The sequence below is a fragment of the Nocardioides sp. GCM10023255 genome (assembly GCF_042653125.1).
Lineage (GTDB): Bacteria > Actinomycetota > Actinomycetes > Propionibacteriales > Nocardioidaceae > Nocardioides.
On the sequence record NZ_JBHSHU010000003.1, the window covers coordinates 767,961 to 791,023 of the forward strand.

Here is a 23,063-nt window from a genome sequence, read left to right on the forward strand (position 1 = left end):
GGTGGACCCGCGGCGGGATCGAGGTGAACCCAGGGTGAGCGTCCGTGGACGTCCCCGTCAGGATGGGGCGATGACGTTGCCGTCGCTGGGTTCCCTCACGTCCCTGCCCGCCACCGGGCACCCCCACCTGCTGGGCGCGCCGGTCGCCTCGCTGCTGGAGCGGTGGCCGCACGCGGCGTCGGTCGCCGTCGTCGAGATCGACCCCGAGCTGGCCGACACCGCCGCGATGAGCGAGGCCTACGACCTGCCGCTGCGCACCGGCGCCAACTGCGTCGTGGTGGCCGGGCGCCGCGACGGCCAGGAGCGGGTGGCGGCGTGCGTGGTCCGGGCCGACACCCGCGCCGACGTCAACAACCTTGTCAAGCGCACCCTCGACGTGCGCAAGGCGTCGTTCCTGCCGATGGACCGGGCGGTCGAGGAGTCCGCGATGGAGCACGGCGGCATCACCCCGTTCGGCCTGCCCCCGCACTGGCGGGTGCTGCTGGACTCGCGGGTCCTCGAGATGGAGGTGGCGGTGCTCGGCTCCGGCGTGCGCCGCTCCAAGCTGCTGGTGCCCGGCCGGCTGGTCGCGGAGCTCCCCGGCGCCGAGGTCGTGGAGGACCTCGGCATCTGAGGTACGGGAAGGGTCCTGCGTGGTCCACACTGTGCGCCATGGGAGACGAGACCGAGAAGGAACGCCTGGACCGCAAGTGGAACGAGCTGCTCCAGGAGCTGCGGGTGATGCAGACCGGGGCACAGCTGACCGCGGGCTTCCTGCTCACGCTGCCGTTCCAGCAGAAGTTCGGCAGCCTGGACGACTTCCAGAAGGACGTGTACCTGTTCCTGGTAGCGGTCGCGGCGCTCACGACCGCGACCGTCATGGCACCGGTCGCGGTGCACCGGCGCCTGTCGGGCGAGCACGTGAAGGAGCGGGTCGTCGTGACGGCGCATCGGCTCGTGCACCTGGTCCTGCTGGGGGTCTCGACGCTGATCACCGGGATGGCGCTGCTCATCTTCGACGTGGTCGTGGACCGCACGATCGCCGTGGTCGTCGCGGCCGCGCTCCTCACCTATCTGGTCACCGTGCTGGTGGTCCTGCCGTCCCGGCTCTCCGACGCGAAGTTCTGACCGGTGCTCCGGGGTCTGCGCGCGGCGGCCGGCGTCCTCCTGCTGGGGGTGCTGGCCGCCGCGTGCGGACCGGACGACTCGCCCGCCGGGGAGGCGGGCACCACCGAGAAGCCGGTGCCCACGCTGTCCCCGATCAAGCCGCCACCCGAGGGACCTCCGACCGGGAAGCTCTACGCCGACCTGCGCCAGTCCTCGCGGGACGCCGCGCTCGGCCGGATGGAGGTCTGGATCGGGAACGACACCCGGCACGACGTCACACCGACCCGGATCAGCTACATCGACCCGCGGTTCCGCGGACCGGTGCCCGGTGAGCGGCTGCGGCTCAACCCGTCGCGCTCGGAGCGCGGCTACCCGCTGGCGCTCCCGGCGTCGCCGGAGTGCGGGCAGCAGCACGGCCGCGGCCGGCTCACGGTGACGTACGGCGGGCGCACGGTCACGCTGCCGGTCACCGACGACAACGACATCGTGCAGCGCTACGTCGACTCACGCTGCCTCGCGCTGGCCGTCGGCCGGGTCGCCGAGCTCGCCTTCGCAGACGAGGTTCGAGTCGACCACGAGGGCGAGGGCAGCACCGGCACCCTGACCCTGGTCGTGCGGCCCACCGGGGTCGCGGGGCACGTGCTGCGCATCGACGACGTCGGCGGCACCCCGCTCCTCGGCGCGGCCGGCGGCGAGGCGTGGCGGCCGCACGTCCGGGTCCGCGGCGACGACCCCGTCCAGCGCATCGAGCTGCCGGTGCGGCCCGCGCGCTGCGACGACCACGTCTTCATGGAGTCCGCGGGCGCGACGGCGTTCCTGGTGTCCCTGCACCTCGACGGCCGGCCCGGCAGCCTGGTGGTGCGGATGAGCCCCGCCGGGGCGTCGGCCGCGATCTCCTTCGCGCGGGACTCCTGCGGCCTCTGACCGGTCCGGCTCTCAGGGGTTGTGGATGAGCGCGCCGACCACCAGGAGCACGCCGTAGAAGAGGCCGACCACGGCCAGGACGAACGCGGCACGCGCCAGCACGAGCTCCCAGCCGGCCGCGCCCTCGGCCAGAGCACGGCGGGCGAGGTACAGGCTGGCCGCGGCCGGGACCAGCCCGCCGAGGGCCCAGGTGGTGAGGTACTCCGTCATGCCCTGCGACTGGAGCGCCTCGTTGAAGAGCGCCTGGGTCCCCAGGACCATCAGGTTGTTGCCCGTCAGCACCAGGACCGCGAGCGTGAGAGCGACCACGGCGCTCGCACCCGGGCTCAGCAGCCCGTCCGGGCGCCATCCTGCCTGCGGACCGTCGTACGAGCCGTCGTCGCTCATCGTTCCCCCCGTCAGTCGATGGCTCGCACCCTACCCACGCCCCGGCCCGCCGGCCGCCCGGCCCGCCGGAAAACCGGTCGCTCCGGGACGCCCGCGCTACGTAACGTGGACGGGTGCGCCACCTCCCTCTCGACCACCCAGGAGCCCCCGACCACCGGTCGCCGGGTCGATTCCTGTGGTGGATGGCCAAGGGCCAGTGGCGCACCCTGGTGATGGGGATGCTCTTCGGCATCGTCTGGATGAGCTCGCAGGCCGTGATGCCCGCGGTGATCGGCCGCGCCATCGACCGCGGGGTCGCCGCGAAGGACGGGCGCGCCCTGCTGGTCTGGTCGATGGTGCTGCTCGCCATCGGGCTGGTCCAGGCGGCGAGCGGCATCATGCGGCACCGGTTCGCGGTCACGAACTGGCTGACCGCGGCCTACCGGACCGTCCAGCTCGTCGGCCGTCAGACCGTGCACCTCGGCGGCACGCTGCCGCGCAAGGTGTCCACGGGCGAGGTGGTCGCGATCGGCACCAACGACCTCTCGCACCTCGGCCAGGTCATGGACGTCACGGCCAGGTTCGCCGGCGCGATCGTGTCCTTCCTGCTGGTCTCGGTGATCCTGCTGAGCACGTCGGTGACGCTCGGGCTGGTCGTGCTGGTCGGCGTGCCGGTCCTGATGCTGCTCATCGGTCCCCTGCTCTCGCCGCTGCAGGTGCGCAGCGCCCGGCAGCGGTCGCTCATGGGTGAGCTGTCGAACACCGCCAGCGACATCGTCGGCGGCCTGCGGGTGCTGCGCGGCATCGGCGGCGAGCAGGTCTTCCACGACCGCTACCGCCGCGAGTCCCAGGCCACCCGCCGGGCCGGCGTCGAGGTCGCCAAGCTCCAGTCGCTGCTCGACGCGCTGCAGGTGTTCCTGCCCGGCGTGTTCGTGGTGGTCGTGGTCTGGCTCGGTGCGCGGTACGCCGTCGAGGGACGGATCACCCCAGGCGAGCTGGTCGCGTTCTACGGCTACTCGGCCTTCCTGATGATCCCGCTGCGCACCGCGACCGAGTACGCCAACAAGGTCATCCGCGCGCGCGTCGCCGCCCGCCGCGTGTGCCGCGTGCTGGCGCTCACGCCCGACGTCACCGATCCCGAGGTGCCGGCCCCCTCGCCGCCCGTGGGCTCGAGCCTGTACGACGTCCGCACCGGCCTGCGGGTGCGCGCCGGCTCGCTCGTGGCCGTGGTCAGCGAGCAGCCCGACGAGTCGGCCGCGCTGGCCGACCGGCTCGGGCTGGCCGCGGCAGAGGTCGACGACGACGTGCGCCTCGGCGACGTGCCCCTCTCCTCGCTGCCTCGTGCGGAGGTCCGTCACCGCATCCTCGTCTCCGACACCGGGGCCACGCTGTTCTCCGGCCGGCTCGCCGACCGGATCGACGTCACCGGCTCCGGCCGGGTCCGCGAGGCGCTCGACACCGCATCGGCCGCCGACATCCTCGAGGCGTTGCCGGCCGGGCTCGACACCCTCGTGGCCGAGCGCGGCCGCACGTTCTCCGGGGGCCAGCGGCAGCGGCTGGTCCTGGCCCGGGCGCTGGCGATCGACCCCGAGATCCTGGTGCTGGTGGAGCCGACCTCGGCGGTCGACGCCCACACCGAGGCCCGGATCGCCTCCCGCCTGCGGGCGCAGCGCGCCGGACGCACCACGGTCGTGACCACGAGCAGCCCGCTGGTCCTGGACGCAGTCGACGAGGTGGCGTTCCTGCGGGACGGGCGCATCGTCGCGACCGGCCGGCACGGCGACCTGCTCGAGAGCGACCCGGTCTACCGCGCGGTCGTGACCCGCGAGGGCGAGCCGTCGACGTCCGCGGAGACCCCCGAGGAGGTGCTGCGATGAGCACCCCGGACACCCGGCTGCCGGTCGCGTCGACGGCGCAGGTGCGTCGCTACGCGGTGTCGCTGACGCGGCACCACCCGCGCCTGCTCTGGTCCGCGGTCACCCTGCACGTGCTCGCCGCGCTGGCCGGCCTGGCCGCGCCGCGCCTGCTCGGCGACCTCGTGCAGTCGGTCCAGGAGGGCACCACGGCCCACCACGTCGACACGATCATGCTCACGCTGGCGGGCTTCCTGCTCGTGCAGACGGTGCTGACCCGCTACGCGCGCTACGTCAGCCAGGTGCTCGGCGAGCAGGTGCTCGCCGAGCTGCGCGAGGACTTCGTCGGCAACACCCTGGCGCTCCCGGTCGGGGTGGTGGAGTCGGCGGGCTCCGGCGACCTGCTCACCCGCACCAGCCGCGACGTCGACCAGCTCGGCTGGTCGGTGCGGATGGCGCTGCCGGAGTGGACCATCGCGGTCATCACCGCCCTCGTCACGTTCGTCGCCGCCATCAGCGTCGGCTGGTGGGTCGCGCTGCCGTGCGTGCTCGGCATCCCGCCGCTGGTGATCGGCCTGCGGTGGTACCTCGCCCGCGCGAAGGACGGATACCTGCGCGAGAGCGCGTCGTACTCCGCGATCAACGCCACGCTGACCGAGACCGTCGAGGGCGCCCGCACCGTCGAGGCGCTCGGCACCGGCGACGAGCGGATCCGCGCGATCGACGAGGACATCGCGGAGTCGTACGCCGCGGAGCGCTACACGCTCTGGCTGCGCACGGTGTTCTTCCCGAACATGGAGATCTCCTACCTGATCCCGACCGTGGCGACGCTGCTGTTCGGCGGCTGGCTCTACACCCAGGGCCAGGCCTCGCTCGGCGACGTCACCGCCGCGACGCTCTACGTCCAGATGCTCATCGACCCGGTCGACCGCATCGTGTCGATCCTCGACGAGCTGCAGATCGGCGCCGCCTCGCTGGCGCGGCTGCTCGGGGTCGCGCAGGTGCCCGACGACCGCGAGGTCTCCGGCCGGGAGCCGGTCGGCGAGGAGCTCGACGCGGAGGACGTCCGGTTCTCGTACGTCGACGGGCGCGACGTGCTGCACGGCATCGACCTGTCGGTGGGCGTGGGCGAGCGGATCGCGATGGTCGGCCCGTCCGGAGCCGGCAAGTCCACGCTGGGCCGCCTGCTCGCCGGCATCCACCCGCCGCGCACGGGCACGGTCACCGTCGGCGGCGTCGGCCTCACCGAGCTGCCGCTGGACGACCTGCGCGGCCACGTCGCGCTGGTGACCCAGGAGCACCACGTCTTCGTGGGGACCCTGCGCGAGAACCTCGCCCTGGCGGCGCCGCCGGGCGCCACCGACGCCGACATCCGCGGCGCGCTCGCAGCCGTCGACGCCCTCGACTGGGCCGACGCCCTGCCCGAGGGGCTCGACACCCTCGTCGGCTCGGGCGGTCGCGCGGTCACCGCAGCCCAGGCGCAGCAGATCGCCCTGGCCCGGCTGGTGCTCGCCGACCCGCACACGCTGGTGCTCGACGAGGCGACCTCGCTGATCGACCCACGCGCCGCCCGCCACCTCGAGCGTTCGCTCGCCGCGGTGCTCGAGGGCCGGACCGTGATCGCGATCGCGCACCGGCTCTTCTCCGCCCACGACGCCGACCGGGTCGCCGTGGTCGAGGACGGCCGGATCTCCGAGCTCGGCTCGCACGACGAGCTGGTCGCCGCGGGCGGCTCCTACGCAGCCCTGTGGGACTCCTGGCACGGTCGATCCTGACGCCGACACGTCGCAGCTTCACCGCGTACGACGCCGACCCGTCGCAGATTCACCGCGCACGACGCCGACCCGTCGTGAATTCACGACGGGTCGAGGCATCCGCGCGTGAACAAGCGACGGGTCGATGTTCCTTGTGTCCGTGACAGTGGTTCTGTCAGGGTTGAGGGCATGAAGCTCTCCATGCCGCTCATCTACGCCGGGAACCCTCGCGAGACCGCCGACCAGGTGGCCGGACTGGAGAAGGCGGGGCTGGACACCATCTGGGTCGCCGAGCCCTACGGCTTCGACTCCCCCACGCTGATGGGCTACCTGGCGGCCAAGACCGAGACCGTGGAGATCGGGGCGGGCATCCTCAACGTCTACTCCCGCACCCCCGGCGCGCTGCTGCAGACCGCGGCCGGCCTCGACAACGTCTCCGGCGGCCGCGCGGTGATCGGCCTGGGCGCCTCGGGGCCGCAGGTGATCGAGGGCTTCCACGGCCTCCCCTACGACAAGCCCCTGGGCCGCACCCGCGAGGTCATCGAGATCATCCGGATGGGCCTGCGCCGCGAGGCGCTGGTCAAGGACGGCATCTTCAAGCTCCCGCTCCCCGAGGGCCAGGGCCTCGGCCTCGGCAAGCCGCTGAAGCTGCTCAACAAGCCCGAGCGGCCCGTCGTACCCCTCTGGGTCGCCGCGCTCGGCGACAAGAACGTCCAGATGACCGCCGAGGTGGCCGACGGCTGGCTGCCGTTCCTCTTCCACCCCGAGAAGGCCAAGGACGTCTGGGGCGAGTCGCTCGCGAAGGGCACCGCCAAGCGCTCCGCCGACCTCGGCCCCCTCGAGATCAGCGCGGGCGGCATGGTCGCGATCGGTGAGGGCCCGGAGACCAAGGCCCTGCTCGACTTCATGCGCCCGATGTACGCGCTCTACGTCGGCGGCATGGGCGCTCGCGGCAAGAACTTCTACCACGACCTCGCCTGCCAGTACGGCTACGAGAAGGAGGCGAAGGAGATCCAGGACCTCTACCTCGGCGGCAACAAGCGCGACGCCGAGGCGAAGGTGCCGCTGGAGTGGCTCGAGGCCGGCAACCTCGTCGGCCCGGCCTCCTACGTCAAGGAGCGGATCGCGGCCTTCCGCGAGGCCGGCGTCACCAGCCTCCAGGTCTCCCCCGCCTCCGACGACCCCGCCGGCACGATCGCCCAGGTCAAGGAGTGGGTGGCATGACCCGCCTCTCCCGCAGGAGGTACGCCGTCCTGCGGGAGATCCGCTCGCTCGACCCCGAGCGTGACGCCGACCGGATCGTGTGGCTGACCAGCCGGCACGAGTTCCCGTGGGACTACACCCAGGGCACCGGCATCGCGTTCCTGCGCGACTACGGCATCCCCTCGATCTCGAGGCTGCTGGACCGCACCCGGCAATTCGAGGACGCCGGCGTCAAGCGGTACGACGACACGCTGCTCTTCGCCGAGGAGGCCTCGGTCGAGGGCATCGACTCGGACCGGTCGCACGCGGCCGTGCGCCGGCTGAACCGGATCCACGGTCACTACGACATCCCCGACGACGAGTTCCGCTACGTCCTGGCCACCACGATCGTCGGCCCGGTGCGCTGGATCGAGGAGTTCGGCTGGCGTCGGCTCGACCCGGTGGAGCTGCAGGCCCTGGCCCGGTTCACGACCCGCTTCGGCGAGCTGATGGGCATCAAGGACCTGCCGACGACGTACGCCGGCTACCTCGAGCTGCTGACGTCGTACGAGCGTGAGCACTTCGCGTTCGACCCGGCCAACCGGCGGGTCACCGAGGCGTCCCTGCGGATCGCGCGGCAGACCGCGCCCCGCCCGCTCCGGCCGGTCGTGCGCCGGGTGACGATCGCGCTGATGGACGAGCCGCTGCGCGAGGCTCTCGGGATGCCGCGCCAGCCGGCGTGGTTCGTGGCCGCGGTGCGGGGCGGGCTCCGGCTCCGGGCCCGGCTGCTGCGGCTCGCGCCGCCGCGGCGGACGGCGTACCACCACCGCCCGTCGACCTACCCGCAGGGCTACCGCCTCGGCGACCTCGGGCCGGCCTCGATGCTCGAGGAGCTGAACCACCACGACCGGGCCCGCACCGCTTGAATCGTGACAGCGATGCTGTAACAGTTGCGCTGTCATCGTCGACCGGCAGCCGCCGCCCCAGGAGGACCCCATGACCGCACCGTTCTTCGAGCAGGAGCACGAGGACTTCCGGGCCAGCGTGCGTTCCTTCCTCGAGCGCGAGGTCGTGCCGTTCCACGAGCAGTGGGAGCACGACGGCCAGGTCAGCCGCGAGGTCTGGACCAAGGCTGGCGAGGCCGGGCTGCTCTGCTTCGACGTCGACGAGGAGTACGGCGGGATGGGCACCCGCGACTTCCGCTACAACATGATCGTCAGCGAGGAGATCGGGCGGGTCGGGGCGAGCGGGCTCGGGTTCCCGGTCCACACCGACATCATCGTCCCCTACATCAGCAGCCTCGGCACCGACGAGCAGAAGCGTCGCTGGCTGCCCGGCCTGGTCAACGGCGAGCTGATCTCGGCGATCGCGATGACCGAGCCCGGCGCCGGCTCGGACCTGCAGGGCATCAGGACCACCGCCGTCGACAAGGGCGACCACTACGTGCTGAACGGCTCGAAGACGTTCATCAGCAACGGGATCATGTCCGACCTGGTGATCGTGGTCTGCCGCACCGACCCCGAGGCCGGCCACCAGGGCATCAGCCTGCTCGTCGTCGAGCGCGGCATGGCCGGCTTCGAGCGCGGCCGCAACCTCGACAAGATGGGCCTCAAGGCCCAGGACACCGCCGAGCTGTTCTTCGACGACGTCGAGGTGCCCAAGGCCAACCTCCTCGGCGAGGAGGGCTCCGGGTTCATCTCGCTGATGGTCAACCTGCCCCAGGAGCGGATCTCGATCGCCGCGATCGCCGTCGCTGCCTGCGAGCACATCCTGCGGCTGTGCCTGGACTACGCGAAGGAGCGGGAGGCCTTCGGCCGCCCGATCGGCAAGTTCCAGCACAACCGGTTCCTGCTGGCGGAGATGGCCACCGAGGTCCACATCGCCCGGGTCTTCGTCAACGACTGCGTGACGAAGCTGAACGCCGGGGAGGTCGACACCTCGCTCGCCTCGATGGCGAAGTGGTGGACCACCGAGCTGCAGAAGAAGATCGTCGACCAGGGCGTGCAGCTGCACGGCGGCTACGGCTACATGATGGAGTACCCCATCGCGAAGGCCTACGTGGACAGCCGGATCCAGACGATCTACGGCGGCACCACCGAGATCCAGAAGGAGATCATCGGGCGCAGCCTGGGGATCTGAGTCAGGCGGGCTCAGCCCCCGGCGTACTCCTCGCGCAGCCTCCCCTTGACCATCTTCCCGGTGGGCGTGCGCGGCAGGTCGTCGCGGAAGAGGATCTCCCGGGGCACCTTGAAGTGCGCGATCCGGTCCCGGGCGTACCCCGTGAGCTCGGCGGCGAGGGCGGGGCCGGGCTGCGCGTCCGGCGCGGGCTGGACGAACGCCACCACCCGCTCCCCCATCTCCTCGTCGGGCACGCCGATCACGGCGATGTCGGCGACCGCCGGGTGCAACGAGAAGAGGTCCTCCACCTCTTGGGGGTAGATGTTCACCCCGCCGCTGATGATCATGAACGCCAACCTGTCGGTGAGGTACAGGAATCCGTCCTCGTCGACGAACCCGAGGTCGCCGACGGTGGTCCAGGTCGGGTGGGCGGGGTGCTGCGTGCTCGCGGTCCGCTCCGGGTCGTTGTGGTAGGCGAACGGCACCCGGTCGCGCTCGAAGTAGATCGTCCCGACCTCGCCCGGACCGAGCTCGGCGCCATCCTCGCCGCACACGTGCAGCACCCCCAGCAGCGCCTTGCCCACCGAGCCGGGGTGGGCCAACCAGGTCTCGCTGTCGATCATCGTGGCGCCGTTGGCCTCGGTGGAGGCGTAGTACTCCTGCACGATCGGTCCCAGCCACCCGATCATCCGCCGCTTCACCTCGACCGGGCACGGCGCGGCCGCGTGCACGACGCACCGCAGCGACCCCACGTCGTACGACGTCCGCACCTGCTCGGGCAGCTTCAGCAGGCGGACGAACATGGTCGGCACCATTTGGGTGTGGGTGACCCGGTGCTCCTCGATCGCGCGCAACGCGGCCTCGGCGTCGAAGCGCTCCATCATCACCAGCGTGCCGCCGAGCGCGTGCACGACGCCGCCGAAGCGCAGCGGTGCGGCGTGGTAGACCGGCGCCGGCGAGAGGTAGACGGTGTCCTGGCCGAAGCCGTAGAGGCCGCCGAAGATCGTCACGTACATGTAGCCCGGCTCGTCGACCCGGATCGAGGGCAGGTCGACCTTCACACCCTTGGGGCGGCCCGTCGTCCCCGAGGAGTAGAGGAAGTCGTCGCCGTGCGGCTGCTCGGCGAGCGGCTCGTTGCCGGCGGCGGCGAGCGCGGCCTCGTAGTCGCCGAACCCGGGCACCGGCCCGCCGTACGCCAGCCGCTCCCGCACCCCCACGTCGAGCCCGGCGACCAGGTCGGCGACGAGCTCGGCCTTCGCCGCGGAGACCACCAGTGCCTTCGCGCCGCAGTCCCGGATGATGTACGCCGCCTCGTCGGCCGACAGGTTGTGGTTGACCGCCGTGACGTAGAGCCCGGACCGGAGACAGGCCCAGTAGACCTCGTAGGCCTCCGGAGCGTTGTCGCTCAGCAGTGCGACCACGTCACCGGTGGCCAGGCCGCTGCCCTGCAGGCGTCGCGCGAGCCGGAGGCTGCGGTCGTCGAGCTCGGCGTAGGTCAGCGTCCGCCCCGAGCCGGCCATCACCAGCGCGGGCTTGTCCGGCGTGGTCGCGGCCCAGGTCCCGGGATACATGGAACGAGAGTAGCCGGGCACAGTGGTCTAGTCGTGCCATCCGGATGGCACGACGGATGGCACCATCTGGCGATGAATTAGGGCTCGCGGCGGGGTCTGATCGGGGGAAACCCCGATGCGACCGTCCCCACCTTCTGATGGAGTTCTCTCATGCATCGTCAGATCGCCGGCAAGCTCACCGGCCCCGTCACCAAGTGGATCGTGCTGGCCGCGTGGCTGGTCATCGTGGTCGTCGCGAGCAGCTTCGCCGCCAAGCTCACCGACGTCCAGAACAACGAGTCGTCCTCCTGGCTCCCCGCGAGCGCCGAGTCCACCCGCGCCCTCGACAAGCTGGAACCCTTCCAGAACCCCAACGCCATCCCCACCGCCGTCGTCTACGAACGCGCCTCCGGCCTGACACCGGACGACCTGGCCGCGATCAAGCAGCAGGTCACCGAGTTCCAGGGCATGGACGGTGTCGAGGGTGACGTGATGGGCCCGATCGTGTCCAAGGACGGCAAGGTCGCCCAGACACTGGTCACGTTCAACTTCGGCAAGAACGGCTGGAACGACATGCCGGACACCGCCGACACGCTGCGCGACATGGCGGCGATCGACGGCGTGGAGGTCCACATCGCCGGCCAGGGTGGCCAGGCCGCCGACTCCGCGGAGGCGTTCGCCGGCCTCGACAGCACGCTGCTGTTCGCCACGGTGATCGTCGTCGTCGTCATCCTCCTCTTCACCTACCGCAGCCCGATCCTGTGGCTGCTCCCCGTCATCTCGGCCGGCGTCGCGCTGACCACGGCGCAGGCGGTCGTCTACTTCGCCGCGAAGTACGGCGACCTCACCGTCAACGGGCAGAGCCAGGGCATCCTCACCGTGCTGGTGTTCGGCGCCGGCACCGACTACGCCCTGCTGCTCGTCGCCCGCTACCGCGAGGAGCTGCGCCGCCACGAGGACCGGCACGAGGCGATGGCGTTCGCCCTCCACCGGGCCGCCCCCGCGATCGTCGCCAGCGCGGCGACGGTGATCCTCGGGATGCTGTGCCTGCTCTTCGCCGAGATGAACTCCACCGCCGGCCTCGGCCCGGTGGCCGCCATCGGCATCGCCGTCGGGCTGCTGGTCATGATCACCCTGCTGCCGGCCCTGCTCGTGATCACGGGCCGCTGGGTCTTCTGGCCCAAGCGCCCGCGCTTCGGCTCGGTCGAGCCCACCAGCTCGGGCATGTGGTCCAAGGTCGGCCGCCGGATCGCGGTCCGCCCGCGTGCCGTCTGGGTCGGCACCGCCGTGGCGCTCGGCCTCGCCTGCCTCGGCACGCTCACGCTCGACGCCAACGGCCTGACGACCGAGGACTCCTACACCAAGGACTTCGACTCGATCGTCGGCCAGCGCGTGCTCACCGAGCACGGCCTGGTCGACCAGTCCAACCCGCTGATGGTGGTGGCCAACGCCGACCAGGGCAAGGCCGTCGCCGAGGCGCTGGGCGGGGTCGACGGCCTGACCGAGGTCAGCCCCGAGCCGGTCGTCAAGGACGGGGTCGCCTACGTCCAGGCGACCATCACCAGCGACGCGCTGTCGCAGGACGCCTTCGACACCGTGGCGGCCGCCCGCGACGCCGTGCACGCGGTCCCCGGTGCGAACGCGCTGGTGGGCGGCTACTCGGCGATCTCGCTCGACGTCGAGGACGCGTCCAGCCGCGACAACCTGGTCATCATCCCGATCGTGCTCGTCGTGGTGATGCTGATCCTGATGGTGCTGCTGCGGGCCGTCCTGTCGCCGCTCCTGCTCATCGGCACCGTGGTGCTGTCCTTCGGCGCCGCGCTGGGACTCTCCTCGCTGCTGTTCAAGTACGTCTTCGGCTTCGCCGGGGCGGACGCCTCGCTGCCGCTGTTCGTGTTCGTGTTCCTGGTCGCCCTGGGCATCGACTACAACATCTTCCTGATGACCCGGGTCCGCGAGGAGACGCAGACCCGCGGGACGAGGGAGGGCTCGCTGGTCGCGCTGGCGGCCACCGGCGGCGTGATCACCTCCGCCGGACTGGTGCTGGCCTCGACGTTCCTGGTGCTCGGGACGCTGCCTCTGGTCGCGTTCGTCGAGATCGGGGTCGCGGTCGCGCTGGGCGTGGTGCTGGACACGATGATCGTCCGCTCGGTCCTGGTCACGGCGCTCAACCTCGACCTCGGCAGCAGGATCTGGTGGCCGAGCAAGCTCGACCGCGGCGACCACACGGTCACCCCGGCCGAGCCCGAGCGGGAGCCAGCGTCGGTCTGACCGGTCCGCGCCCCGGGCCCCGGGACTCCCGGGGCCCCGGGGCGCGTCGCAGGGTGGGCTCTCGAGTCGGCGACGACGCCGCCGGACCGGATGCGAGGCACCGCGCCGCAGGAGATCGGCTCGCGAGGCGCGCCCGATAGCCTGACGGAGATGACCGAGCAGCCGACTCCCCAGCAGGTACGCCGCGCGCTGGCCCGCGCCGACCGGGGTGCGGCGCTCGACGTCGACGAGGCGACTGTCCTCCTCGCCGCCCGCGGCGAGGACCTCGACCGGCTCTGCGCGGCCGCCGCCCGGGTGCGCGACGCCGGGCTCACCGCCGCCGGCCGGCCGGGCGTGGTCACCTACTCCCCCAAGGTCTTCGTCCCGATCACCCGGCTGTGCCGGGACCGGTGCCACTACTGCACCTTCGTCGAGACGCCGGGCCGGGCGGCGCGGGAGGGGCGCGCGCCGTACCTCTCCCCCGACGAGATCCTCGACATCGCCCACCGGGGCGCAGCCCTGGGCTGCCTCGAGGCGCTGTTCACCCTCGGCGACCGCCCCGAGGAACGCTGGCCCGAGGCACGCGCCTGGCTCGACGAGCAGGGCTACGACTCCACGCTCGCCTACGTCCGCGCGATGGCGATCCGGGTCCTGGAGGAGACCGGCCTGCTGCCGCACCTCAACCCCGGCGTCATGTCGTGGGAGGAGATGAACCGCCTCAAGCCGGTCGCCCCGTCGATGGGCATGATGCTCGAGACCAGCTCGCGCCGGCTCTTCGAGACCCGCGGCGAGGCGCACTTCGGCTCGCCCGACAAGGACCCCGACGTCCGGCTGCGGGTGCTGGAGGACGCCGGGCGGTTGTCGGTGCCCTTCACCACCGGCCTGCTCGTCGGCATCGGCGAGACGCTCGCCGAGCGGGCCGAGACGATCTTCGCGCTGCGCGCCACCCTGAGGCGGTACGCCGCGGTTCAGGAGGTCATCGTCCAGAACTTCCGGGCCAAGCCGGACACCGCGATGCGCCACGTCGACGACCTGGGCCTCGACGAGTACCGCGCCACGATCGCGGTCACCCGGCTCGTGCTCGGCCCGAAGGCACGGGTGCAGGCGCCGCCGAACCTGGTCGACACCGCGCCGGACTCTGGCGAGTGCCGGGCGCTGATCGCCGCGGGCATCGACGACTGGGGCGGGGTTTCCCCGCTCACCCCCGACCACGTCAACCCCGAGCGCCCCTGGCCCTCGCTCGAGCGACTGCGCGGGATCACCGCCGAGTGCGGCTTCGAGCTGCGAGCGCGGCTGACCGTCCACCCCGAGTTCGTGCGGCAGGGCGAGCCCTGGCTGGACCCACGCCTCTCCGGCCACGTCGCCGCCCTCGCCTCGGACGACGGGCTCGCCCGCCCCGGCGTACGCGCGACCGGCCTGCCCTGGCAGGAGCCCGACGGTGCCCAGGACGTGCTGCACGGCGCCCGCCTCCACGGCAGCACCGGCATCGGTCGCACGGACCTGCATGCGGCCATCGACACCGAGGGCCGCACCCACGACCGCCGCTCCGACTTCGACGACGTCTACGGCGACTGGGCGGAGCTCAAGGAGGGGATGGTCCGGCACGCCTCCGAGGACTCGGGACCGAAGCCAGGGCGATCCGGACCCTCCCTGCGGAGCGAGGGCCACGTCGCGCTGGCCGCCGCGGAGGCCGACCCCGGGAACCTCGCCGACGAGCACGCGCTGACCCTGATGACCGCCGAGGGCGACCTCCTCGAGCAGGTCTGCCGGCTCGCCGACGACCTGCGCCGCGAGATCGTCGGCGACGAGGTCACCTACGTGGTCAACCGGAACATCAACTTCACCAACGTCTGCTACGTCGGCTGCCGGTTCTGCGCGTTCGCCCAGCGCCGCACCGACGCCGACGCGTACTCCCTCTCCCTCGAGCAGGTCGCCGACCGCGCCGAGGAGGCGTGGGACCTCGGCGCCACCGAGGTCTGCATGCAGGGCGGCATCGACCCCGAGCTGCCCGGCACCGCCTACTTCGACCTCGCCGCAGCCGTGAAGCAGCGCGTGCCCGACATGCACGTGCACGCCTTCTCCCCCATGGAGATCGTCAACGGCGCCACCCGCACCGGCCTCTCCTTCGAGGACTTCCTCATCAAGGCCCGCGAGTCCGGCCTCGGGTCCGTTCCCGGCACCGCCGCGGAGATCCTCGACGACGACGTCCGCTGGATCCTCACCAAGGGCAAGCTCCCCACCAGCACCTGGGTCGAGGTCATCACCACCGCCCACCGGGTCGGGATCCCCACCACCAGCACGATGATGTACGGCCACGTCGACAACCCGCGGCACTGGGTGGGGCACCTGCGGGTCCTCTCGCGGATCCAGGACGCCGCGCTCGAGTCGGGGGAGGTCGGGTTCACCGAGTTCGTCCCGCTGCCGTTCGTGCACACCTCCGCGCCGATCTACCTCGCCGGCGTCGCCCGTCCCGGCCCGACCCTGCGCGACAACCTGGCGGTGCACGCGATGGCCCGGATCCTGCTGCACGGCCGGATCCCCCACATCCAGACCTCGTGGGTCAAGCTCGGCGTCGACGGCACCCGCGCCATGCTGCAGGCCGGCGCCGACGACCTCGGCGGCACCCTGATGGAGGAGACCATCTCCCGGATGGCCGGCTCCGAGCACGGATCGGCCAAGACCGTCGCCGAGCTCACCGACATCGGCGCCGGGATCGGCCGCCCCGTCCGGGAGCGCACCACGACGTACGGCCGCCCTGCCCGCTTGCGCTGAGCCCCTATTACGGAGATCCTCACCTGACGCCCGTCTGCGAACAGTAAAATCGCCCGGGTTCACGGGGCGGCCTGGAGGCCGGACAGGGGTCGAGGGCGGCGATGGCGGGATTTCCGAAGGCTGGCGACGAGTACGGCGGCCGGTACCGCATCCTGCGCGAGATCGGCCACGGGGGCATGGGCATCGTCTACGAGGCCCGGGACACGGTGCTCAACCGGTCCGTCGCGCTGAAGATCGTGCTGCCCTCGCTGCCCGACCGCGACGACTTCCAGGCCCGCTTCGCCCGCGAGGCGAACGTGCTGGCCCGGATCCGGTCGCGCAACATCGTCAACATCCACGAGTACGGCGAGCACGACGACACCGTCTTCTTCGTGACCGAGTTCTTCCCCGACGGCGACCTCCAGACCTGGATCGGCGCCCACGGCCCGCTGGACCGTCGGGCCGCGCTGTCGCTGGTCGCGCAGGTCTGCGAGGCGCTGGCCGACGCCCACGAGACCGGAGTCATCCACCGTGACGTCAAGCCAGGCAACGTGCTGCTCTGGAGCCGTCCCGAGGGGCTGATCCCCTACCTGTGCGACTTCGGCATCGCGCTCGAGGGCGGCGAGAGCCGGGCCAGCCTGACCCGCACCGGCACCCTCATCGGCAGCCCGGCCTACATGGCGCCCGAGCGGCACTTCGGCCACGCGGCCGACGAGCGGGGCGACATCTACTCCCTGGGCTGCCTGCTCTGGGCGGTGCTCACCGGCGACGCGCCGTACAGCGGCACCGACTTCCAGATGATGAACTCCCACATCAACGCACCGGTCCCGCAGCTCGGCACCGGGCACCCGGTCGACGACCGGATCGACGAGGTCCTCGCGGAGGCGCTGAACAAGGATCCCGAGCGGCGCACCCCCTCCGCCGCGGCGATGCGCGCCGCGCTGCTGGCCATCATCCGCGACATCGACTCCGCGGCGGTGCCCCCGCTGTTGCCGCCGGAGCCGGTCGGCCCGGACGCCACCGCTCGTCCCGAGCCCCCCGTGGCCCCTGCCGCGCAGCCGGAGAGCAGCGACCGGCCGGTCGAGCCGTCCGCCGCCCCCGCCGCCGAGCAGGCGCCCGCCCAGCACACCGTGATCCGGAGCCTGCCCGCCCCGCCACCGGCGCCGGTGCCCGACCACGCGGACTCCCCCGCGCCGGACCGCAAGCGGCACTGGCTGCCCGCGGCCCTGGTCGCCGCGGGTGCGGTGGCGGCGGTCGCCGTCACCGCCGTCCTCGTCACCGCCAGCCAGGGCGAGCCCGACCGTCCGGAGGCAGACCCCGGGCCGGGGTCCAGCGCCGAGCCGACCGCCACCGACTCGACGTCACCGGCCCCGCTGGACCGCCCCGCCGCACCGAAGGTGGCCGCGAGCCCGGGCTACCGCTCGGTCGTCTTCACGCTGACAGCACCCAGGGCGACCGGGGACGACGTGGAGCGCCGGGTCGAGGTCCGGACGCCGAACGGCTGGAAGGCGACCGACCGCTTCGCGCTGCCCACCGACGAGGGCGGCCGGCGGGGCTGCGTGAGCGCCCGGACCGTCGACACCGACGGGACCGGCCAGCGCGCCACGAGCAAGCCGGTGCGCAGCTGCGGCACCGCCCGGCCGCGCACGGTCCGCCTGGTCCGCACCGACGACGCGTGCACGGCCGGGCCGGGCTGCCGCTGGTACAACGTCTACGTCGAGGGCTTCGCCACCGGCTCGAGTCCGCAGGCGTTCGTCTACGGCGCCTCCGGCGAGCCGTGGTGCGACTGCACCTTCCGCAAGGTCCGGGTCGGCAAGGACGGCCGCGGCGCGCAGGTCCACGAGTGGCAGGTCACCCCCGGGCGCTTCAACGCCAAGGTGACGCTGGTCGTCGACGGGGTCCGGCAGCAGGTCTTCGTTCCCTGACCGGGCGCGACCAGAGGCCCGGTGCGGAAATGACCGAGGCCACCCGCGCCTCGTGGGCAGCGGGTGGCCTCGGTGTCGTGGTTCCGGTCAGCCGCGACCGCTCGAGGAGCGGGCCCGGCGGGAGACCGAGTCGATGCCGACCGCGAGCAGGAGCACGGCTCCGGTGATCATGAACCGGACCGACGAGTCGACGTTGATCAGGTTCAGACCGTTCTGGATCGCCTGCAGCACCAGGATGCCGAGCATGGCGGAGTACGCCGAGCCACGGCCGCCGAAGAGGCTGGTGCCACCGATGACCGCCGCCGCGATGGCGGTGAGGTTGGTGTCGGTCGTGCCGGAGCTCTGCGACACCGAGGTCAGCTGGGCGGCGGCGAGCAGCCCACCGAGAGCCGCCATCACCGAGCACAGGGCGAAGACCGAGAAGTAGACCCGGTTCACCTTGATGCCCGATCGACGTGACGCCTCCTCGTTGCCACCGACCGCGAACAGGTGTCGACCCCACTTGGTACGCCGCAGCGCGAAGTCCATGAGGACCACGAGCAGGGCGAACAACAGCCAGAGGTAGCTCCAGCCCTTGTCGATGTTGAGGTAGTAGGTCAGCCAGCCCAGGCCGATCGCCAGGGCCGCGGTCTTGATCCCCACGATCGGCAGCCACGGGGTGCTGAGCCCGGCGGCCTTGCGCGACCGGTAGCTCCACATCTGGCTGCCGAGGTAGGCGAGCACGATGAGGAGGACCAGCACGTAGGACGTGGTGTCTCCGAGGAACTTGTAGCGCGCGAAGTCGACGAGCCCGGAGTCGGCCGGCAGGTTGATCGTGCCGTCGGTGCCGAGCACGTAGAGCAACGCGCCCTGGAAGGCCAGGAGTCCCGCCAGTGAGAACACGAAGCTGGGCACGCCGATCCGGTTGTAGAGGACCGCGTAGAACGCCCCGATCGCCAGGCCGATGAGCAGCGCGGCGAGCACGCCGAAGAGCATCGAGTGGCCCTTGTTGACGACCAGGACAGCCATGCAGGCGGCCGCGAAACCACTGACCGAGCCGACCGACAGGTCGATCTCGCCGAGCAGCAGCACCAGCACGATGCCCAGCGAGATGATCCCGATCGGCGCCGCGAACTGGGTGATGCTGACCAGGTTGCGGGAGGACAGGAAGATGGGCTCCCGTGCGTAGAACACGGCACTGATGATCACCAGGCCCAGGACCACGGGCAGGCTGCCGAGCTCACCGGACCGCAGCCGGTTCCAGAGCAGCTTGGCCAGGCCCGAGACGCCCTGGCTCCTGATGAGCCGCTCGTCCAGCAGGTCCGCCGCGACCGGGGACGGCTCGGCCTCGGGCGGTGCGGTGGTCGTGTTGTCAGCCATGGGCTTCGTCCTTGTGTCGGGAGGCGCGTGCGGCGACCACGTTGTCCGAGGCTCCGGTGATCGCGGCGACCAGCTCCTCGGTGGTGGCCTCCTCGACCCGGAACTCGGCAGCGTTGCGACCGAGCCGCAGGACCACGATCCGGTCCGCGACGGCCTGCACGTCGGCCATGTTGTGGCTGATCAGGATCACGCCGAGACCGTTCTCCCGGAGCCGCTCGATGAGGTTCAGCACCTCGGCGGTCTGGGCGACACCCAGTGCGGCCGTCGGCTCGTCGAGCATGACGACCTTCGGGTTGCCGACCAGCGAGCGGGCGATCGCGACGGTCTGGCGCTGGCCTCCGGAGAGGCTCGCGATCGGGATCCGCACCGACGGGATCTTGGCGGAGAGGCTGCGCAGCAGCCGCCACGCCTCGGTCTCCATCTCGACCTCGCTCAGCACCGGCCCCCTGGCACGCTCCTGCCCGAGGAACAGGTTGGCCACCACGTCGAGGTTGTCGCACAGGGCCAGGTCCTGGAACACCGTGGCGATGCCCAGGTCCTGGGCGTGCCGCGGGCCGCCGACCTTGATGTGCTCGCCGGCGAGGGAGATCTCGCCCTCGTCAGCCTGGTAGACGCCGGAGATGACCTTGACCAGGGTCGACTTCCCGGCGCCGTTGTCGCCGACCAGGGCAACGACCTCGCCGGGCGCCACGTCGAGGTGGACGTCGGTGAGGGCCTGGACCGCTCCGAAGCGCTTGTGGACCCCGGTCAGGGAGAGCACGCTCTCCCTGACCGGAGCTTCCTGCTGGGACACGCTGCTCATCACTGGAGGCCGGCGGCCTTGCAGTCCGCGGCGAAGTCCGAGGTGCAGATGTCGTCGACCGAGTAGAAGCCGTCCTTGACGATGGTGTCGTTGACGTTGTCCTTGGTCACGACGATCGGCGTGAAGATGTACGACGTCACGCCGTTGTAGTCCGACTGCTCGATGCCGGTGTCGCTCTTGGTCGGGACGTCCTCACCCTTGGCGAGCTGGACGGCGACCTCGGCGGCGGTGTCGGCCTCGATCGGGATCGGCTTGTAGATGGTCATGGCCTGCTGGCCGGCGATGATCCGCTGGATCGCGGCGAGCTCGGCGTCCTGGCCCGTGATCGGGGGCAGGGCGTTGGCGGACACGCCGGCACCGGTGAGGGCCGCGACCACGCCGCCGGCCTGGCCGTCGTTCGCGGCGTACACGCCCTGGATCTTGTCGGCGCCGAACTTGGTGACCTGCTGGGTCGTGAACTGCTGGGCGTTGTCCGGGCTCCAGTCCGGGTTGTCGTACTCCGCGAGGATCTTCACGTTGCTGGAGTCCAGGACGCTGTGCGCACCCTTCTTGAACTGGGCGGCGTTCGGGTCGCTGGGCGCGCCGTTGAGCATGATCATGCTGCCCTTGTCACCCATCGCCTTGACCAGCGCGTCGGCCTGCATCTTGCCGACGGTCTCGTTGTCGAAGGACATGTAGTAGTCGACGCCCTCGATGAACCGGTCGTAGGCGATGACCTTGGCGCCCGACTGCTGGGCGCTCGTGACCATGCCGCCGGCGCCGGCGCCGTTGACCGGGTCGAGCACGATGACGTCGGCGCCCTTGTTGATCGCCGAGTCGACCTGCTGCTGCTGCTTGGCCTCGTCCTGGTCGGCGTTGTAGTAGTCGACCGTGCAGTCGCTGCACAGCTCGCCGACCTTCTTCTCGAACAGCGGCTTGTCGAAGGCCTCGTAGCGGGTCGTCTTCGACTCGGGCAGCAGCAGCGCGATGGTGCCGCCACTGCTGCCGCCGTCGCCGGAGTTGCTGGAGTCGTTGGCGCCGCAGGCTGCGAGCCCGCCGGTGCCGATGATGAGGGCAGTCCCGAAGGCTGCGAGACGGTGCAGGGGTGTGGACACGTAACTCTCCTCGACTGGGGGCTGCCCGTGGACGGGGCCCGGTGATCTGAGTCGAGTGTCGACGGTCACACCGTTGTCGTCAAGGCATGAACGCAAAATTGACGCACGAAGGTTATCTAACGACTTAATCTTCATGTCTTGACCACAAAGGCGACGTGCGTCACAGTTCGACCATGCCCCACCGTCGCTCGGACCCCGCCCCGGGGTCGACGTCCTCGCTGCGCACCGCCAACCAGCAGCGCGTCCTGGACGTGCTCCGCGGCGGTACGACGGGCGCCGCGACCGGTGACGACCCGGGCGCTTTCACGCAGGCCGAGCTGGCCAGGGCCACCGGGCTGGCACCGGCCACGGTGTCCAACATCGTCCGCGAGCTCGCCGGCGCCGGTCTGGTCGACACCGACCCCGGCAGCGGGCGGCGCGGCTCCTCGGTGCGGCTCGGACGGGCCGCCGGGCTGGTCGGGGGCGTCGACTTCGGGCACAGCCACGTCGCGGTCGCCGTGGGCGACCTCACCGGTCGGCTCATCGCCGAGGAGCGCCGTCGGCTCGAGGCCGGCCACCACCACCTCGAGGCGCTGCGGCTGGCCGCGACGATGCTCGAGGCCATGACCCCCGCCGACGGCGCCCTGCGCCACATCGGGATGGGCCTCCCGGCCCCCGTCACCAACGACATCATCCGCTCCTCGGCCATCTTCCCCGGCTGGGAGGGCGTGGACGCCCGCGCCGCCGCCGTGGCCGAGTTCGACATCCCGGTGCACGTGGAGAACGACGCCAACCTCGGCGCCCTCGCCGAGCACCGTCAGGGCGTCGGACGCGGCCACGACAGCTCGGTCTTCGTGAAGATCTCCTCCGGTGTCGGTGCCGGCATCATCATCGACAACAAGCTCTTCCACGGCGCCGGCGGCACCGCCGGCGAGATCGGGCACCTCACGCTCGACGACCAGGGGCCGCTGTGCCGGTGCGGCAGCCGTGGCTGCCTCGAGGCCTACACCTCGGTCGGCAACGTGCTGGCGATGATGGCGGGTCAGCTGCCCGAGGCCGACCTCGACGCCATCGTGGCGGCGGCGCGCAGCGGCAACGTCTCCGCCCAGCGCGCCTTCGAGGACGCCGGGCTGCACCTGGGCTGGGGCCTGGCGAGCATCGTGAACCTCCTCAACCCCTCCCTGGTGGTCGTCGGAGGCGACATGGCGCGCGCGGGCGAGCTGCTCCTGGAGTCGGCGCGGATCGGGCTGCGCCGGCACGCGCTGGACTCCGTCGCCCTCACCCCGGTGCTGGCCAGCGAGCTCGGCGAGCGGGCGAGCCTGGTGGGGGCGGTCCTGCTGGCCGCCGAACGGACCGAGCTGGCCGTCGAGCACGTGTGAGCCACGTCGCTGCGGGGAATGCTTCGGGCGGGTCTCGGGTACTCCCCCAGCTCACCCCCCGAACGGAGAACACACATGGCCTTCCTGCTCTGGATCCTCGCCGTCATCCTCGTCGTCGCCGGCATCGTCCAGCTCGTCAAGCGACAGATCCTCTGGGGCGTCGTGCTGATCGTCGTCGGCCTGCTCGTGGGCCCGGGCGGCGTCAGCATCTTCACCAACTGACACCAGCTGACACCAGCGGAGCAGGGCGGGGGCCGGTCCCCCGCCCTGTTTCGCGTCCCAGGCCGCCCACGGGCAGGCGGACCCGGCTCAGTCGCCGAGCACGACCTCGACCTCGAAGCCCTCGGAGCTCTCGAGGTAGAGCGCGGTGTGCGCCTCTCCCCCGGCATGGGGGTAGCGGTCGGCGAACAGCTCGTGCCACCCGTGCGCGGACGACTCGGCGCGGATCCGGTCCAGCGTCGGCCGGTCCTCGACCGTCAGCGCGAGGTGGTTGAGCCCCGGACGCATCCGGTCGTACGCCGCGTCGACCTGGTCGCTCGACCGCTCCAGGAACAGGTACGTGCCGTCCGGGTGCTGCCAGGCGACGTCGTCGTACTCCCAGCCCAGCTCGCCGAGGAGCCACCCCCACTCGGCGACCGCGGTCGCCGGGTCCTCCACCCACAGGTCGAGGTGGTGTACGGCCCGGGTCACG

At 71.7% G+C, this 23,063-nt stretch carries 19 protein-coding genes; 13 read left to right on the top strand and 6 right to left on the bottom strand.

Annotated elements, in window-relative coordinates:
* Positions 1 to 70 precede the first annotated feature (70 nt).
* From ACFO9I_RS07470 to ACFO9I_RS07480, 3 genes are read left to right on the top strand one after another with little or no spacing between them, the layout of a single operon-like run.
* Entirely contained in the window at positions 71 to 613 is a 543-nt protein-coding gene (locus ACFO9I_RS07470) for a YbaK/EbsC family protein (RefSeq protein ID WP_379179337.1), read from the top strand.
* 38 nt (positions 614 to 651) lie between these two features.
* Positions 652 to 1,107, top strand: a complete 456-nt coding sequence (locus ACFO9I_RS07475) for a DUF6328 family protein (protein WP_379179338.1) — start codon at positions 652 to 654, stop codon at positions 1,105 to 1,107.
* Positions 1,108 to 1,110: 3 nt separating this feature from the next.
* Positions 1,111 to 2,010 carry a hypothetical protein gene (locus ACFO9I_RS07480; protein WP_379179340.1) on the top strand — a complete coding sequence of 300 codons (900 nt, stop codon included), beginning with the start codon at positions 1,111 to 1,113 and terminating at the stop codon, positions 2,008 to 2,010.
* Positions 2,011 to 2,022: 12 nt separating this feature from the next.
* Here ACFO9I_RS07480 and ACFO9I_RS07485 read toward each other — a convergent pair whose 3' ends face one another.
* On the bottom strand, positions 2,023 to 2,397 hold the full coding sequence (locus tag ACFO9I_RS07485) for a hypothetical protein (RefSeq protein ID WP_379179342.1): 375 nt from the start codon (positions 2,395 to 2,397) through the stop codon (positions 2,023 to 2,025).
* A 113-nt stretch (positions 2,398 to 2,510) separates the two neighbouring features.
* On the opposite strand from ACFO9I_RS07485, the gene ACFO9I_RS07490 reads away from it, so the two are divergent.
* From ACFO9I_RS07490 to ACFO9I_RS07510, 5 genes are all read left to right on the top strand, one after another.
* Entirely contained in the window at positions 2,511 to 4,253 is a 1,743-nt protein-coding gene (locus ACFO9I_RS07490; RefSeq protein WP_379179344.1) for an ABC transporter ATP-binding protein, read from the top strand.
* Positions 4,250 to 6,004 carry an ABC transporter ATP-binding protein gene (locus ACFO9I_RS07495; protein WP_379179346.1) on the top strand — a complete coding sequence of 585 codons (1,755 nt, stop codon included), beginning with the start codon at positions 4,250 to 4,252 and terminating at the stop codon, positions 6,002 to 6,004. The genes ACFO9I_RS07490 and ACFO9I_RS07495 overlap by 4 nt, the downstream gene beginning before the upstream one ends.
* A gap of 168 nt (positions 6,005 to 6,172) precedes the next feature.
* Positions 6,173 to 7,207, top strand: coding sequence for an LLM class F420-dependent oxidoreductase (locus ACFO9I_RS07500; protein ID WP_379179348.1), 1,035 nt, complete (start codon positions 6,173 to 6,175; stop codon positions 7,205 to 7,207).
* On the top strand, positions 7,204 to 8,091 hold the full coding sequence (locus ACFO9I_RS07505; protein ID WP_379179350.1) for an oxygenase MpaB family protein: 888 nt from the start codon (positions 7,204 to 7,206) through the stop codon (positions 8,089 to 8,091). The genes ACFO9I_RS07500 and ACFO9I_RS07505 overlap by 4 nt, the downstream gene beginning before the upstream one ends.
* A 70-nt stretch (positions 8,092 to 8,161) precedes the next feature.
* Complete coding sequence (locus tag ACFO9I_RS07510; protein ID WP_379179352.1) at positions 8,162 to 9,304, top strand: acyl-CoA dehydrogenase family protein; 1,143 nt, start codon at positions 8,162 to 8,164, stop codon at positions 9,302 to 9,304.
* A gap of 11 nt (positions 9,305 to 9,315) precedes the next feature.
* Here ACFO9I_RS07510 and ACFO9I_RS07515 read toward each other — a convergent pair whose 3' ends face one another.
* A complete protein-coding gene (locus ACFO9I_RS07515; protein WP_379179354.1) occupies positions 9,316 to 10,854 on the bottom strand; it encodes an acyl-CoA synthetase in 1,539 nt (512 codons plus the stop codon).
* Between the two features lie 150 nt (positions 10,855 to 11,004).
* Here ACFO9I_RS07515 and ACFO9I_RS07520 point away from each other — a divergent pair, with 150 nt between their 5' ends.
* The 3 genes from ACFO9I_RS07520 (at position 11,005) to ACFO9I_RS07530 (ending at position 17,759) form a co-directional block, all read left to right on the top strand.
* On the top strand, positions 11,005 to 13,104 hold the full coding sequence (locus ACFO9I_RS07520; protein ID WP_379179356.1) for an MMPL family transporter: 2,100 nt from the start codon (positions 11,005 to 11,007) through the stop codon (positions 13,102 to 13,104).
* Positions 13,105 to 13,254: 150 nt separating this feature from the next.
* The gene (locus tag ACFO9I_RS07525) at positions 13,255 to 15,855 is read left to right on the top strand and encodes a bifunctional FO biosynthesis protein CofGH (RefSeq protein ID WP_379179358.1); all 2,601 of its coding nucleotides are present in this window, start codon (positions 13,255 to 13,257) and stop codon (positions 15,853 to 15,855) included.
* A gap of 101 nt (positions 15,856 to 15,956) precedes the next feature.
* Positions 15,957 to 17,759, top strand: a complete 1,803-nt coding sequence (locus ACFO9I_RS07530; protein WP_379179359.1) for a serine/threonine-protein kinase — start codon at positions 15,957 to 15,959, stop codon at positions 17,757 to 17,759.
* 87 nt (positions 17,760 to 17,846) lie between these two features.
* Here the strand turns inward: ACFO9I_RS07530 and ACFO9I_RS07535 are convergent, their stop codons facing one another.
* Genes ACFO9I_RS07535 through ACFO9I_RS07545 form a run of 3 tightly spaced genes read right to left on the bottom strand, consistent with a single transcriptional unit; the run spans position 17,847 to position 21,014 of the window.
* Positions 17,847 to 19,118 carry a sugar ABC transporter permease gene (locus ACFO9I_RS07535; RefSeq protein WP_379179361.1) on the bottom strand — a complete coding sequence of 424 codons (1,272 nt, stop codon included), beginning with the start codon at positions 19,116 to 19,118 and terminating at the stop codon, positions 17,847 to 17,849.
* Positions 19,111 to 19,920 carry an ATP-binding cassette domain-containing protein gene (locus tag ACFO9I_RS07540; RefSeq protein ID WP_379179363.1) on the bottom strand — a complete coding sequence of 270 codons (810 nt, stop codon included), beginning with the start codon at positions 19,918 to 19,920 and terminating at the stop codon, positions 19,111 to 19,113. The genes ACFO9I_RS07535 and ACFO9I_RS07540 overlap by 8 nt, the downstream gene beginning before the upstream one ends.
* Complete coding sequence (locus ACFO9I_RS07545) at positions 19,920 to 21,014, bottom strand: sugar ABC transporter substrate-binding protein (RefSeq protein WP_379179364.1); 1,095 nt, start codon at positions 21,012 to 21,014, stop codon at positions 19,920 to 19,922. The genes ACFO9I_RS07540 and ACFO9I_RS07545 overlap by 1 nt, the downstream gene beginning before the upstream one ends.
* A gap of 173 nt (positions 21,015 to 21,187) precedes the next feature.
* Here ACFO9I_RS07545 and ACFO9I_RS07550 point away from each other — a divergent pair, with 173 nt between their 5' ends.
* Both ACFO9I_RS07550 and ACFO9I_RS07555 read left to right on the top strand, forming a co-directional pair.
* Positions 21,188 to 22,372, top strand: a complete 1,185-nt coding sequence (locus ACFO9I_RS07550; protein ID WP_379179366.1) for an ROK family protein — start codon at positions 21,188 to 21,190, stop codon at positions 22,370 to 22,372.
* 75 nt (positions 22,373 to 22,447) lie between these two features.
* The gene (locus tag ACFO9I_RS07555) at positions 22,448 to 22,594 is read left to right on the top strand and encodes a GPGG-motif small membrane protein (protein ID WP_379179368.1); all 147 of its coding nucleotides are present in this window, start codon (positions 22,448 to 22,450) and stop codon (positions 22,592 to 22,594) included.
* An 87-nt stretch (positions 22,595 to 22,681) separates the two neighbouring features.
* Here the strand turns inward: ACFO9I_RS07555 and ACFO9I_RS07560 are convergent, their stop codons facing one another.
* Entirely contained in the window at positions 22,682 to 23,062 is a 381-nt protein-coding gene (locus tag ACFO9I_RS07560) for a VOC family protein (RefSeq protein ID WP_379179370.1), read from the bottom strand.
* Position 23,063 lies beyond the last annotated feature (1 nt).